A 15585-nucleotide genomic window follows, 5' to 3' on the forward strand; every position below is an offset into this window, starting at 1 on the left:
TTGTATGAGCTATTCTTCTTATCGAAAATATTATACGTTTGCCTTTGCAATGGTCGTAATAACCAATTTGCTTGTAACAGGTTGTATAAATGCACCTGTAACTCCCGATGACACAATAAAGACTTGCCCTGTGCTATCTCCAGATTATACAGGAGTATCCTTCCCGTCTAATATTGCTCCCCCAAATTTTCTAATAAAAGAAGAGGGTGAAGCTTTCTCCGTAGAATTCGGAACGGATGGACAAACACTTTTTTCATATACAATCGATGTGCCCGAAGTGATAATAAAAGAGCGGGATTGGCGTAAACTGCAGAAAGCAGCGACAGGAAAGGACTTTTTTATACGCATAACAGTTTTGCGAAACGAGAAGTGGCTCCGGTTTGCCGATGTGAAAAATACCATGTCTGATAAAGCTATTGATGGTTTTCTTGTATATCGCTTACTCTATCCTGGGTATGAATTGTGGAACGAAATGGGTATCTATCAACGGGATCTGACCTCGTATGATGAAACTCCACTGATAGAAAATAAAGAGTTGGAAAAGGGATGTGTAAACTGCCATACCTTCAGCCGTAACTCTCCCGAAAATATGATGATTCACGTACGTGGCAAGTTGGGCGGAACGATCATTAAGCACGGAGACAAGATAACAAAGGTGAATGTTAAGGGTGAAGGAATGCCTAATGGAGGTGCTTATGCTGCCTATCATCCATCGGGAAAGTATATTGCCTTTTCGGCCAACGAGATTCAGCAATTCTTTCATTCTACAGGAAAAAAACCGATTGAAGTAAGTGATTTGGAAGCAGATCTTCTGGTATATGATGTGGAACGGAATCAAATAATTACCGATTCTGTGATTTCAGGAAGAAGATATATGGAAACTTTCCCGAACTGGAGTCCGGATGGTTCTCATCTCTATTATTGCCGGGCAGAGGCTTATGAAGATGGCATGCCCCTGGATAGTATTCGTTACAATCTGTACAGTGTTACCTTTGATCAGCGTACGCATGCTTTTGGTGCTCCTGAATGTGTATATAATGCTTCTTCGAATGGGAAAAGTGTTTCATTTCCTCGAGTATCTCCAGACGGAAAATACCTGATGTTCACTCAGTCTGATTACGGTAATTTTTCCATTTGGCATCCGGAGAGCGAACTTTGTCTGATAACCCTTTCTACGGGTGAAATGCGAATAATGGACGAGGTGAACAGCGACGATGTTGAAAGCTACCATACCTGGTCGTCTACGGGTGAGTGGTTTGTATTTAGCAGCAAGCGTCAGGATGGCCTTTGGGCCCGGCCTTTCATCGCTTACTTCGATTCAAAGACCGGAAAAGCACAAAAACCTTTCGTCCTACCGCAACGCGATCCAGAATTCTATGATAACTTTACGAAAACATTCAATTTGCCCGAGCTGATTGTCAGTCCTATAACAGACAGTAATTCTTTTGTACGCGAAGCCCGGAATAATCCTAAGCAATTGAATCCCTGATTGTTAATGTAATTACCCTTTTAAAGAATAAGGCTTTTTAACCCTTTTGTTGCTTTTTATACTTCTTGGGTGACATGCCCATCATTTTGGTGAAGAGGCGGGTAAAGTAATAGCTGTCGTCGATACCTACCTTGTGGCAGATCTGATTTATTTTCATGTCTGTAAAATCCAATAGACGGCAGGCCTGTTGTACTTTAAGCTGATTGAAATAGTAAATTGGAGAATATCCGGTACGTCTATTAAACAAAATAGAGAAATGTGACGGAGAGTAACCGATATGATCGGCTATTTCGGTTAATGAAAGTTTTTTCTCGATATTTTCTTTCATAAAATGAATGGCTGCAGTTACCAGGTCGTTTTCTGTAGATTCGTCCTTTATGGCGTTTCTGTATTGTTGCAAATACCTTAAAGATCCCAGAAAATGAAAATACACTGAACTGGCATAAAGCAAATTCTCGTGACTATAGCCCATTTCATAGGTGTGAAATATCTCTTCAAACAAATCTATCCGTCCACTGATTCTGGAATTAACAGAGGGCTTTATATCTATTGGATAACTTAAACCGGCGGAAAATTGAGCAGCAAGCTTTCCTTTAAAATGAATCCAGTATATGGTCCATGGGTTGCTTTCGTCTGAGCCATATTTGTGCGGAACACCTGCAGGTAATATAAAATATTGATTACACTTGACCTGATGCATTTCATTGTTAACCGAGAACCATCCGGCTCCTTCCACACAATAGATAAGTATATATTGAGAAATAGGCTCACTTCTTTCCCTGAAATGATTTTCGGCCTTTGGGTAGTAGCCAATATCTGTTATGTGAAGAGTTGATGAAATCGGGTCTTTTTCCATCTCATGAATAATGGCAAGAGGTAATATCAAAGCTCTTTCTCCACTAAATCCATCTTTTCGTTTCTTCATCTGCTTGATTATAAGTGAAGCAAATGTAATTTTTATTTGCAATAGTTTTATTATGAATATTAGATAAATCATAATATTATCCATCTTTTATTATTTTTATCTATTTATTCCAATTGTCTTTTGAAGTTCCTTTGCAATGCGAAATCTTATTTATCTTTTTAATATCATGAAACAAACAAACACGGTTTATCTTTTACTTATCAGCTTGGTCTCTGCTATGGGAGGGCTGCTCTTCGGTTATGACTGGGTGGTGATTGGCGGAGCTAAAATTTTCTATGAACCTTTTTTCGATCTGGAAGGATCGGCTGCTCTTCGCGGATGGGCTATGAGCAGCGCGTTAATAGGCTGTTTGGTGGGAGCTTTGCTTGCCGGAGCCTGGAGCGACCGTTATGGTCGGAAAAAGATGTTGATATTGGCTTCGGCATTGTTTGTCGCATCGGCTATAGGTACAGGTGCTGTAAATAGCTTTACCTGGTTTGTTATATACCGCATTTTAGGAGGGTTCGGTATAGGCATTGCTTCAAATATATCCCCGATTTACATTGCCGAGGTTTCTCCTGCATCAGTAAGAGGAAAATTTGTATCTCTGAATCAATTAACAATCGTGATAGGGATTTTGGCTGCTCAGTTGGTAAATTGGCAGATTGGCGAATATTTTACCCAAGGAAGCGAAACGTTGACTCCCGAAAGTATTGAACAGGCATGGCGCTGGATGTTTTGGGCCGGGCTGATTCCTGCAGGTTTGTTTTTTGTCCTTTCGTTTACGATTCCCGAAAGCCCGCGCTGGCTTGCCGTTAATGGGATGGAACAGGCTGCCCTGAAGGTTTTTACACACATTGGAGGGGCGGCGTATGCACAAAACGCACTGGCCGATATGCAAATTGTTTCCGGTGCAGAAAGTCAGGTAAATTGGCGAACCTTGATGCAGCCAGGTGTTCGCAAAGTATTGATTATAGGAGTGGTGTTGGCTGTTTTACAGCAATGGTGCGGGATAAATGTGATTTTTAACTACGCACATGAAATATTTTCGGCCGCAGGTTATGCTGTCTCCGATGTATTAATGAATATAGTTGTTACAGGAGTTACAAATCTTATTTTCACTTTTGTTGCCATTTATACAGTCGACAAATGGGGACGAAGGGCACTGATGTTTGTTGGATCAATAGGTCTGGCATTGATATATGCCTTGCTGGGAACTTGTTCCTTTCTGGGGGTAAGCGGATGGCCCATGTTATTGTTGGTTGTTATGGCAATCGCCTGTTACGCCATGTCTCTTGCTCCGGTTGTTTGGGTGGTTCTTTCTGAAATATTCCCGGTTAAAATACGTGGTGCAGCCATGGCTCTGTCTACTTTCTTTCTTTGGGTTGCCTGTTTTATACTCACCTATACATTCCCCTTGTTTAACGAAATGTTGGGAGCCGCAGGTACATTCTGGATTTATGGTGGAATTTGTTTGGCAGGATTCCTGTTTATAAAATTACATCTTCCCGAAACGAAAGGAAAAAGCCTGGAACAAATTGAAAATGAATTAACAAAATAAACATATTCTCTTTATGTGTAATCATGTAAACGTTTGGGAAGAAGATATTTTTCTTCCCACCTATGGAATTGGTAAGCCTGAGAAAAATCCTATGTTTTTAGAAAACAGGGTGTATCAGGGCAGCAGTGGTGTTGTATATCCATATCCGGTAATTGAAAAGATAGAAGATACATGCGCTGATAAAAAGTATCATGCTGTATATCTTGAAAATGAATATATCAAGGTTATGATTCTCCCGGAATTGGGAGGAAGGGTACAGATGGCTTATGATAAAATAAAAGAGCGTCACTTTATATACTACAATCAGGTAATAAAACCGGCATTGGTTGGCCTTACCGGTCCCTGGATTTCGGGGGGAATTGAGTTTAACTGGCCACAGCATCACCGGCCAAGTACTTTCTTGCCGATAGATTTCTCCATTGAAAAGAATGAAGACGGTAGTGCAACTGTTTGGGTAAGTGAACAGGAACGGATGTTTCATCAGAAGGGAATGGCTGGTTTTACCCTGCGGCCCGGTCGGGCGGTTCTGGAGATACAAGGGAAATTGTACAATCCTACTCCGGTTCCACAAACATTCCTTTGGTGGGCAAATCCAGCCGTAGCAGTTAATGAACACTATCAATCCGTATTTCCGGCTGATGTGAACGCGGTTTTTGATCATGGAAAAAGGGATGTGTCAAAATATCCGATAGCAACCGGAACCTATTATAAAATGGATTATTCGGCAGGTGTGGATATTTCACGCTACAAGAATATTCCGGTTCCCACTTCTTATATGGCCATAAAATCTAAATATGACTTTGTGGGTGGATACGAGAATGACACGAAGGCGGGTGTTCTTCATGTGGCCAATCACCATGTATCTCCCGGAAAGAAACAGTGGACGTGGGGAAACAGTGATTTTGGTCAGGCCTGGGATCGTAACCTTACCGATGAGGATGGTCCGTATATTGAATTGATGACGGGTGTTTTTACCGATAATCAACCCGACTTTTCATGGCTTCAACCTTACGAAGAGAAGACATTTACTCAATATTTCATGCCCTACAGAGAATTAGGTGTGGTGAAAAATGCAACATCCGATTTGCTTATGAATCTGGATGCAATTGGTAAAATTGCCTTGTTGAAAGTATTTGCCACTTCACTGCAAAAGCAAATCAGGATGGTGGTAAAGTATCTGGGCGAAGTTTGTTTCGACTGTATGGCCGATTTATCTCCGGAGGCTGTTTTTGAATCGGAAGTTCCGGTTGCAGATGTCTCAAAATCAGAAGTGTTTATCTATGCTTCTTCCGGTAAATTATTACTTTCGTGGTTGCCCGAGCCGGATGCGATTAAGGAAATTCCTGATCCTGCAAAACCTGCACTGGATCCTTCGGATGTTCAGTCTACGGAACAACTTTACCTTACTGGACTTCATCTGGAGCAATACCGTCACGCAACTTATAAAGCGACCGATTACTATGAAGAGGCGCTTCGCCGTGATGCGGGAGATGTTCGCAATAATAACGCCATGGGACTTTTTCTTATTCGTAAAGGTCAGTTTGCAAAAGCGGAACCATTTCTGCGCCGGGCGGTAAAAACACTTACCGAACGTAACCCTAATCCGTATGATGGTGAGCCGTTATATAACTTAGGTTTATCTCTTAAATTTCAGGGAAAAGACGATGAGGCGTACGAGTTTTTTTATAAAGCGTGCTGGAATGCAGCTTGGCAAGATGCCGGATATTATTCGTTGGCTCAGCTTTCGGTTTCGAAAAGTGAGTGGAACGACGCACTTTGTGAAATTGACAAATCACTGATTCGGAACTGGCATAATCATCGCGCACGCCATTTAAAGACGCTTATTCTACGTCACCTTGGACGCTCATCGGATGCTTTGTCGTTGATCAAAGATTCCTTGGAGCTTGATCCCTTTAATTTCGGTTGTCTTTTTGAAAGATACCTCATCACTGAAAAGGAAGAAGATCTGCAGATATTAAACAAGCTGATGCGTGGAGAGTCGCATAATTATGAAGAATTGGCCCTTGATTATGCCAATGCCGGTTGTTGGACGGATGCGTTGCAAGTGGCTGATGTTGCTATTTCGTTGGTATCCAATCTGAATGCAATTATGTATTATTACAAGAGTTGGTTCCTGGCTAAACTGAATCTTACTGAGGAGTTGACACTCTCGATACAAGAGGCCGAGAAGCAAGATCCGGGATACTTTTTCCCAAATCGCGTAGAAGCGATTCTGGCTTTGCAAGCAGTTGTTTCTACTTCCCAATCGACGCCTAAAGCTTTGTATTATTTAGGTAATTTGTGGTACGATAAACGTCAGTATCCGGAGGCTATCGAGGCATGGGAAAAGTCGGTTAAACAGGATGCTTCTTTCCCCACAGTGCTTCGTAATTTGTCATTGGCCTGTTTTAATAAACTGTCAAAAATAAATGAGGTTGTAATTCTTTTGGAAAAGGCTTTTCAGCTAGACACATTGGATGCACGTATCTTAATGGAGCTGGATCAACTGTATAAACGCTTGAACAGACCGCACGCGGACCGCTTATCTTTTCTAAATAAATATAAGGATACTGCATTTCGTCGTGATGATCTTTATCTGGAGTATGTCACTTTGTTGAATCAACTTGGACGGTATGAAGAGGCTATTCAGTTAATTGATGCACGTAAGTTCCATCCCTGGGAGGGTGGCGAAGGAAAAGTTCCGGCACAATATCAGTTGGCACGCATTGAATTGGTAAAGAAATACATTGCTGAAAACAAATATGAAGAGGCATTGGTGTTAATTGATCAATGTTATATTTATCCCCCTAATTTGGGTGAAGGTAAACTGCATGGTGCTCAGGAGAACGATTTTGACTATTATAAAGGCTGTGTTATGGAAGGGCTGAACCATAAAGAAGAAGCTTCCGTTTTATTCCTCAAAGCAAGTACCGGAAATAGTCAGCCGGCCGTAGCGATATATTATAATGATCAGAAACCCGATAAGATATTCTATCAGGGGTTGGCCTTGTTGAAGCTGAATAGGGAAATTGAGGCTCGAAGCCGTTTCAATAATCTTATCTCCTATGGTGAAAAGCATTTGTATGACGAATTTAAAATGAATTACTTTGCAGTTTCTCTGCCCGATTTGCAAATATGGGACGACGATATGACCAAGAAAAACCGTATACATTGTTATTATCTTATGGGCCTGGGGTATTTGGGATTAGGTAACAGGAAAAAGGCTATTGAATATTTTTCCGAACTTTTAAATTTGGATAGTAATCATATTGCTCACTTTTTATTTAATAATATCAAAATAAGCAATAACCTATTTAATTAATATAATATTATGATTCGATTAGAAATGAAATTGATTATTCTTTTCTTCTTGTTGATAGGATTTACTTCAGTCCAAGCTCAGGAGTCGCTTTCTCTAGCTGGGGTATGGAGTTTTAAACTGGATTCGCACGACGAAGGAGAAAAGAATAATTGGCAAAATAATCATTTTAGCCAACAGATTTATTTACCCGGTACTACAGATGAGGGGCATTATGGTTTTAAAACTACAGGTTCCGATTTCGGTATTCTTACCCGCGCCTACAAATACTATGGTCCGGCTTGGTATCAGCAAGAAATTGTGATACCCGGAAATTGGGCTTCTAAAAGAGTTTATCTTGAATTGGAACGGGTTATCTGGCAATCGAAAGTTTTTGTTGACGGAAAAAAGGTGTCTGTTCAGGATGCCCTTAATTCTCCTCACTTGCACGATTTGGGCTTTTTATCTCCGGGGAAGCATACGCTTTCTATTCGCATTAACAATGATACCATTTATAATATTGGAGATAAAGGCCATGCCTATACGGAGTATACGCAAAGTATCTGGAATGGAGCTGTTGGAAAGATTCGTCTGGTTGCCAAAGATAAGATTCGTCTGGGTAACCCACAGCTGTTTACCAAAGTGAATCCGTGTATCCTGACTATTAAAGATACTTTATTCAATGAGTCGGGAAAGAGGGTTTCTGTTTCATTGCAATATAAGCTAATGGATCGCCAAAGTGGCGAATTAATTTATAGTGAGTCGGTTCCTTATAAGATGGAAAAGGGACGGAACCTGCTGGAATATAAAGCGGAAATGCCCAAGTCTATCCGTTTGTGGAACGACATTTCACCCAATCTGTATATCCTGAAAATGGAGATAGTTGATAAGGATAAGGTACGAGACAGTAAGGAAATAGAATTTGGATTCCGGGAGGTGTCTGCTTCAAACTCAAAGATTCTGTTGAATGGGAAACCGGTTTTTCTTCGTGGAAATCTGGATTGTGTACATTTCCCTCTTACGGGATATCCATCTTGTAAAGTAGAGGATTGGGAAAAGATATTCAGAATTTACAAATCGTATGGTTTAAATCATGTACGTTTTCACTCGTGGTGCCCTCCTGAAGCCGCTTTTATTGCGGCCAACCGTATCGGAATCTATATTCAGGCTGAAACAATCTGGATTGACTGGTGGATGAGTGGTCCGGCTGATCGTCCGGAAATGGAAACCAAAGGGTATCCGCAAGGCTTAGGAAAGAATCCGACGGGTGATATCTATGTGCAGAAGGAATTGGATCGCATGGTTCAGGCTTATGGAAACAATCCCTCGTTTGTTATGATGTGTATTGGTAATGAACTGGGTAATTCCGATTTTGATGTGATGGAGAAGTGGATGAAAAAATACCATGATTCCGATAATCGCCGACTTTATGCCGCATCTACCGCTCGTAAGATAATGCCGACTGACCAGTACATGGCCACACATTATATAGACAAGTTAGGAGGAACGCGTGGTATAAAAGGTGGAGCATCCCTGGATTGGGATTTTGAAGAGGTATATTCCAAATCAACCATTCCGGTTCTTTCACACGAAATAGGGCAATGGCCGGTATATCCGCGCTGGAGTGAAATAAAAAAATATACAGGTGTTCTAAAAGCCCGTAATTTAGAAGAGTTCCGGTTGCAGGCCAGAAAGAATAAGCTGGAAGAACAAAATGAGGATTTTGTGCGTGCTTCCGGTGCATTAAATCAGATCATGTATAAGTATGAGATCGAATCTTTTTTAAGGACGCCCTCTTGTGCAGGGATTCAATTGCTAAGCATGCAGGATTATCAGGGGCAGGGTGAGGCATTGGTTGGATGGTTGGATGTTTTTTACGACAGCAAGGGCATTACTACGCCCGAACAATTCTGTGCGCATCACGACACCATTGTACCATTGCTCCGTTTGCCTAAATTTGTGTGGAAAAATGATGAAGCATTTAAGGCTACTGTTCAGTTGGCTCATTATGGAGACTATGACATTACCGATGCTGTTTATTGGAAAATAAAGGATGAATTGGGAAATGTAATTGACCGGGGTATTTTCCCATCTCAATTATTTAAACAGGCTACGTCTGACAAGATAGGTGTAATACAAAGTAAACTAACTGCTGTCAACAAGGCTTCCAAGCTAACGATCGAAGTTGGTCTGGCTGAGCGTCCGATAAAGAATACCTGGAATATATGGGTTTATCCTGCTAAACAACCTATTGAACAGGGGGATGTGTATGTGACGGACCGTTTTGACGCTGAAACCGAAAAACAGCTGAATGCCGGTAAGAATGTGTTACTTGATGCTTCAGCTTTGGGTACGGATGTTACATCCGATCCGATCAGCTTTTATCCGCTTTACTGGTCGCTGACCTTCTTTCCCGGTCAGGGTAAAAATACGATTGGAATGCTGGTCCGCGACAATCATCCGGCTTTAGCTCAGTTTCCATCAGATTATCACAGCGACTGGCAATGGCAGTCAATTTATAAGAATGCCCGTGCGTTTTATTTGAATGATATGCCCGAGAACTATAAGCCCATAGCTCAGCCTGTGGACGATTTTCACCGGAATAATAAGTTGGGGGCTATCTTTGAAATGAAAGTGGCAAAAGGCAAATTACTGATTTCGGGATTCAGTATAAAGGACGATGCTAATCCGGTTGCAAAACAATTGAAAAGCAGTTTACTTTCCTATATGAATTCGCAGAATTTTAATCCTGATCAAGAGTTAACAATAACAGATTGTCGTGCCAGGTTTTCTTTTATTGAACCTGTTAAGAGTGAGGCTCCCAAAGAGTTCACCCAATCTTTGCTTTATATTAAGTGTGCCGCGAAACAAAAGGAGGTAAACCAGGATTTGGTGTGGAGCAAATCAAATGACACATATGAGGCAAAAAAGGGTACGAGTTATTCTGTTGTGTGTGACGGTACATGGAAAGATGAAAAGGGTACAGCCTGGCATGGAAAAGAGATGAATTTAGAGATTAAATGTCCTGCCGGAGTAATTGGTTCTCTTTATGTATTCTTTCATGACTGGAGCGATGATGGTAGAAAAGGATTGATTACCTTCGAAGGAAGGGACTATAAACTGGACAAACATGATGGCAAAGGCCAGTGGGTAAAATTACACGTGATGAGAGAAGATTCCAACGACGGAGTAATTGTGTTAAAAGCCAAAGTCACCTCAGGTCCTAATTTAATGATTACTCAGGTTGCATTTGTGGAAGAATAAAGTATAGTATTAAATAATCTACTGAGCCCTACTAAAATATGCATTATTTAAGTAGGGCTTTTTATTGTTCTAAGGGGGTTCTATTTAAAAATCTATTTGTCACTTAGGGGATATAGAGCATTTGTGCGTCTTATAGATAGTTTAATTAACTATTATATGATAAGACTTAATGGTACTTTGAGCTTAAATAGGATATGGATAGTCCTATTTATAGGGATTGTCTTTCCTTTAAATGCTTGTGTAAAGGACTTTGTTAACCATGTAAACACTTTACAGGGTACAAATTCTCGTTTTGAGCTGACAAGGGGAAATACTTATCCTACGTTGGCCATGCCCTGGGGTATGAATTTCTGGACCCCGCAGACGGGGATCAATCGGGATGGATGGATTTACCAGCATTTTAAGGATTCGATACGTGGATTCAGGCAAACGCATCAGTGTAGTTCGTGGACAAACGATTACGCGGCTTTTTCGTTGATGCCGGTTTCCGGGAAATTGGTGGTAAACCAATACGACAGGGCGTTGCGATTTAATCATGCGAATGAAGTGGCTAAGCCACACTATTATAAGGTAACCTTTGATAACCGGATTACGACCGAAATGTCGCCTACCGAGAGGGGTGTCTATTTTCGATTTACCTTTCCAAAAGCGGATAATGCATATGTGGTTCTGGATGCCAACAATGGCGGAAGCATGGTGCGCATCTATCCCGAAGAACAAAAAATTGTTGGTTATTGCAGAAACGCAAACCATTCGGTGCCGAAAGGTTTTACCAATTACTTTGTGGTGAAATTCAATAAGCCGTTTATGGCCCATGGAGTATGGCGTAATGCCGCCGGAGATATTACTCCCGGCAGTAAAGAGGCTTTTGGAGATTATGTTGGTTCATACATTCAGTTTACACCCGGTGAGACCGTGGAGGCCAAGGTAATTTCGTCGTTTATAAGCATTGAGCAGGCAGAGCTAAGCTTTGCAAAGGAGCTGGAAGGTTTGCAGACTTTAGAGCAGGCTAAAACAAATGCTCAGAATGCATGGAATGAGCAATTAGGGAAAGTGGAGGTGGAAGGCGGAACGGACGAAGAGGTGGCTACTTTTTATTTCTGTTTCTTCCGGTCTATGCTTTTTCCCCGCAAATTTTATGAATTGGATGCGAACAATAATCCTATCTATTATAGTCCGTACGACGGACAGCTTCATGAAGGATACATGTATACCGACAATGGTTTCTGGGATACCTTCAGAGCTCAGTTTCCGCTTAATGCGTTACTACATCCGCAAATGCACGGACGATATGTTAAATCGCTCATAGATGCATACGACCAAAGCGGATGGTTGCCATCGTGGTCGTTTCCGGGACACAGTTGCGGAATGGTTGGTAACCATGCTGCTTCGTTGTTGGCAGATGCCTGGGTGAAGGGTATTCGCACCTTCGATCCCGAAAAAGCATTGGCGGCCATGTATCATGAAGCAACGAATAAAGGGCCCCATGGTCCGTCTAACGGACGTGATGGATGGCGTGAATATTTTCAGTTGGGTTATGTACCCTATCCCGAATATGGCGAGTCGGTTGCGAAAACACTGGAATTTTGTTACGATGATTTCTGTGCGATGCAGTTGGCCAAGCTTACGGGAAACCGTTATTATGAAACAATTTTTGGCCGTCAGATCTTTAATTACAAGCAAGTGTACGATACCGGAACCCGGTTTATGAGAGGCCGGAAGAAAGATGGAAGTTGGGTGGGCAACTTTGATCATACCGAATGGGGTGGTCCCTACACCGAAGGCTCGGCATGGCATTATCACTGGTCGGTTTTTCATGATGTGCAGGGATTGATCAACCTGATGGACGGAGACCGTAATTTTGTAGCCAAACTTGACTCGGTATTTTCGGTTCCCAACACTTTTAAGGTGGGAACATACGGTCGGGTGATACATGAGATGACGGAGATGGCTATGATCAATATGGGGCAGTATGCCCATGGTAATCAGCCTATTCAGCATATGATTTATCTATATAACTATGCGGGTGCTCCCTGGAAAACGCAGTATTGGGCAAGAGAGGTGATGAATAAGCTGTATAGCTCGGGACCGGATGGCTATCCCGGGGATGAGGATCAGGGACAGACATCGTCGTGGTATGTTATCAGTGCCATGGGATTGTATTCCGTTTGTCCGGGTACCGACCAGTATGTTATTGGATCGCCTGTATTTCCTAAAATGACAATTCATCTGGAGAATGGCAAAACACTCATATTGGAGGCTGCAGGTAATTCTTTAGAGAACCGCTATATTCAGTCGGCTTCCCTCAACGGAAAAAGCTTTACCCGTACGTGGTTAACCTATAAGGAACTTACAGAGGGAGGTATCATCCGTTTTAAGATGGGCAGTAAACCCAACCGGGCCTGGGGTGTAGCTTCTTTTGACAGGCCCTATTCTGTATCAACCAAACTTAAATAATTATTCATGAAGAATTTAGCTTTACTTTCTGTATTGATCGTAGCTACAGGATGCGGAAACATGTCGAAGCCGACCGCTGTTTACGAACCTATGGAAACGAATTCATTACGTGCACCGGCTTATCCGCTGGTAACCATTGATCCTTATACCAGTGCCTGGTCGTTTTCTGACAAACTGAATGAGGATGAAACTAAACATTGGACCGGCAAACCTTTCCCGTTGTTGGGTGGGATACGGGTGGATGGAAAATCTTATCGGTTCATGGGCAGGGAGGAGATACCTTTGCTTCCTGTGTTGGAAACAGCGGCAAGTATGAAGTGGGAAGGTGTATATACAGAAACAAAACCAACAGGCAACTGGATGGCAGCCGATTATCAGCCGGCAGGATGGAAAAAGGGGGTGGGAGCCTTCGGTACAGATGGTAATCCCAACCGTGAAACACCCTGGAATACACGTGACATCTGGGTGCGCCGCAGTTTTGATCTGGGTGAAGATGTAAGTAAAGAGACTCTCTATCTGAAATTCTCGCACGATGATAATATCGAAATCTATATCAATGGAATGGAGGTTGCCACCACCGGACGTGGATTGAATTATGACCTGATAAAGGAGATTCCGGCCGAGGTAATCGCCTCTCTTAAGCCTACCGGGAATGTGATTGCTGCGCATTGCTTGAATGACGTGGGCGGAGGATATGTGGATTTCGGTATTATGAAGAAGGTGAAACGTGGTGATACCTTTGAAGCGGTGGCCGAACAGCTTTCGGCTCAGGTGTTACCTACGCAGACATTCTATACGTTCCGTTGCGGACCCGTTGATCTGGACGTAATCTTTACGGCACCGGCATTGATGGACGATCTGAATATTCTTTCATCTCCGTTTAACTACCTGACTTATCAGGTTCGCTCTACAGATGGGGCTTCGCACGATGTGCAGATTTATGTGGAGGCCACCCCTCAATGGGCGGTTGACAAGGTGGAACAGCCGGTTACATTTGAACGGGGAAGTAAAAAAGGTATCGGTTACCTTAAGACGGGTACTGCCGAACAGGCTGTTTTAGGTAAGAAAGGTGATGATTTACGGATTGATTGGGGGTATTTCTATCTGGCGGCTGCCGAAAGTGATCGTACAGCGCTAAAGATGAATGCGTACTACGATAGCAAGAAGGAGTTTATGGAAACCGGAACCTTGAGTGCGGACGGCGGACGTACATCCGGTGATATGCAAAAAGAGATGACGGTTTTGGCATTTACCGATAATTTAGGAAAAGTGGGCGACAAAAAGACTGGAGGCCACCTGATGATCGGGTACGATGATTTGTATTCCATTCAGTACTTTAACGATAACCGAATGGCCTACTGGAAACAGGAGGGTAAAGTGGATATAATGAAAGCATTTGAAGATGGAGAAAGGTTGTATCCGGAGCTGATGAAGCGTTGCGGCGAATTCGATAAGCAGATGATGACCGACGCTGCTGCTGCCGGAGGCAAGTCGTATGCCGAATTGTGTGCTTTGGCCTACAGACAGGCAATAGCAGCTCATAAATTGGTTACCGATAAAGAGGGTAATCTGTTATTCCTGTCCAAAGAAAATTTTAGCAACGGATCTATCGGTACGGTGGATGTAACTTACCCTTCGGCTCCTTTGTTCCTGGTGTATAATCCTGATTTATTGAAGGGGATGCTTAATCCGATTTTCTATTACAGTGAAAGCGGTAAATGGACAAAACCCTTTGCCGCCCACGATGTAGGTACTTATCCGTTGGCTAACGGTCAGACTTACGGAGGCGATATGCCGGTAGAGGAATCGGGCAATATGTTGATCCTTACAACCGCAATCGCTTGTGTGGAGGGTAATGCCGATTATGCTGCGAAACACTGGGATGTACTTACTACCTGGGCCGATTACCTGCAAAAAGAGGGGTTAGATCCGGAGAATCAGTTGTGTACAGATGATTTTGCCGGCCACTTTGCCCATAACACCAATCTTTCAATCAAGGCAATCATGGGGGTTGCAGGTTACGGAAAACTGGCCGGTATGCTTGGAAAGAAGGATGTGGAGGCAAAATATATGCAGACTGCCCGCGACATGGCTGCCAAATGGGTAGAGATGGCAAAGGATGGCGATCATTACAAACTTACATTTGATAAATCGGGAACCTGGAGTCAGAAGTACAACCTTGTTTGGGACCGCTTGCTTGGATTCAATATTTTCCCGACAGAGGTTGCTGCAACCGAACTTACATTTTATAAGACAAAGCAAAATGCTTATGGTCTGCCGCTGGATAACCGCGAAGATTATACGAAGTCCGACTGGATTATCTGGACTGCTTGTCTTACCGGTTCACAGGCCGATTTCGATGCATTGGTGAATCCGGTATGGAAGTATGCGAATGAAACATCTACCCGTGTGCCTTTGAGTGATTGGCATATGACGTCAAACGGATCTCAGCGTGGCTTCCAGGCCCGTTCGGTTGTAGGTGGTTACTTTATGCGTATGCTGGAAAAGAAATTAATGAAATAAGTGTTCTCAATTAATATGGATCAGTTTTAAACGCTTAAGAGTAATAAGATTCCTCTCTTAAGAAGTTTGTACTTTGTTTTGTGTAGTAG

7 protein-coding genes are annotated in these 15585 nt (G+C 42.5%); 6 read left to right on the forward strand and 1 reads right to left on the reverse strand.

What is annotated here, in order from left to right:
- Positions 1-4: 4 nt before the first annotated feature.
- Positions 5-1489, forward strand: coding sequence for a TolB family protein (locus tag F5613_RS14570; RefSeq protein ID WP_218858945.1), 1485 nt, complete (start codon positions 5-7; stop codon positions 1487-1489).
- Positions 1490-1526: 37 nt separating this feature from the next.
- Here F5613_RS14570 and F5613_RS14575 read toward each other — a convergent pair whose 3' ends face one another.
- Positions 1527-2414, reverse strand: a complete 888-nt coding sequence (locus F5613_RS14575) for an AraC family transcriptional regulator (RefSeq protein ID WP_179400308.1) — start codon at positions 2412-2414, stop codon at positions 1527-1529.
- Positions 2415-2580: 166 nt separating this feature from the next.
- On the opposite strand from F5613_RS14575, the gene F5613_RS14580 reads away from it, so the two are divergent.
- From F5613_RS14580 to F5613_RS14600, 5 genes are all read left to right on the forward strand, one after another.
- Positions 2581-3954 (forward strand): sugar porter family MFS transporter, encoded by a 1374-nt coding sequence (locus tag F5613_RS14580; protein ID WP_179400309.1) that lies wholly within the window; start codon positions 2581-2583, stop codon positions 3952-3954.
- Between the two features lie 13 nt (positions 3955-3967).
- The gene (locus tag F5613_RS14585) at positions 3968-7276 is read left to right on the forward strand and encodes a DUF5107 domain-containing protein (protein ID WP_179400310.1); all 3309 of its coding nucleotides are present in this window, start codon (positions 3968-3970) and stop codon (positions 7274-7276) included.
- 9 nt (positions 7277-7285) lie between these two features.
- Positions 7286-10516 (forward strand): sugar-binding domain-containing protein, encoded by a 3231-nt coding sequence (locus F5613_RS14590; protein ID WP_246303431.1) that lies wholly within the window; start codon positions 7286-7288, stop codon positions 10514-10516.
- A 156-nt stretch (positions 10517-10672) separates the two neighbouring features.
- A complete protein-coding gene (locus F5613_RS14595; RefSeq protein ID WP_179400311.1) occupies positions 10673-12973 on the forward strand; it encodes a GH92 family glycosyl hydrolase in 2301 nt (766 codons plus the stop codon).
- Between the two features lie 6 nt (positions 12974-12979).
- On the forward strand, positions 12980-15496 hold the full coding sequence (locus F5613_RS14600) for a glutaminase domain-containing protein (RefSeq protein ID WP_179400312.1): 2517 nt from the start codon (positions 12980-12982) through the stop codon (positions 15494-15496).
- Positions 15497-15585 lie beyond the last annotated feature (89 nt).

The organism is Macellibacteroides fermentans, from assembly GCF_013409575.1.
GTDB classification, from domain to species: Bacteria; Bacteroidota; Bacteroidia; order Bacteroidales; family Tannerellaceae; genus Macellibacteroides; species Macellibacteroides fermentans.

Bases quoted from the DNA above. Each gene is read 5' to 3' on its own strand.
- F5613_RS14600 (WP_179400312.1), top strand. From the start codon at position 12,980: ATGAAGAATTTAGCTTTACTTTCTGTATTGATCGTAGCTACAGGATGC.
- F5613_RS14595 (WP_179400311.1), top strand. From the start codon at position 10,673: ATGATAAGACTTAATGGTACTTTGAGCTTAAATAGGATATGGATAGTC.
- F5613_RS14585 (WP_179400310.1), top strand. From the start codon at position 3,968: ATGTGTAATCATGTAAACGTTTGGGAAGAAGATATTTTTCTTCCCACC.
- F5613_RS14590 (WP_246303431.1), top strand. From the start codon at position 7,286: ATGATTCGATTAGAAATGAAATTGATTATTCTTTTCTTCTTGTTGATA.
- F5613_RS14570 (WP_218858945.1), top strand. From the start codon at position 5: ATGAGCTATTCTTCTTATCGAAAATATTATACGTTTGCCTTTGCAATG.
- F5613_RS14575 (WP_179400308.1), bottom strand. From the start codon at position 2,414: ATGAAGAAACGAAAAGATGGATTTAGTGGAGAAAGAGCTTTGATATTA.
- F5613_RS14580 (WP_179400309.1), top strand. From the start codon at position 2,581: ATGAAACAAACAAACACGGTTTATCTTTTACTTATCAGCTTGGTCTCT.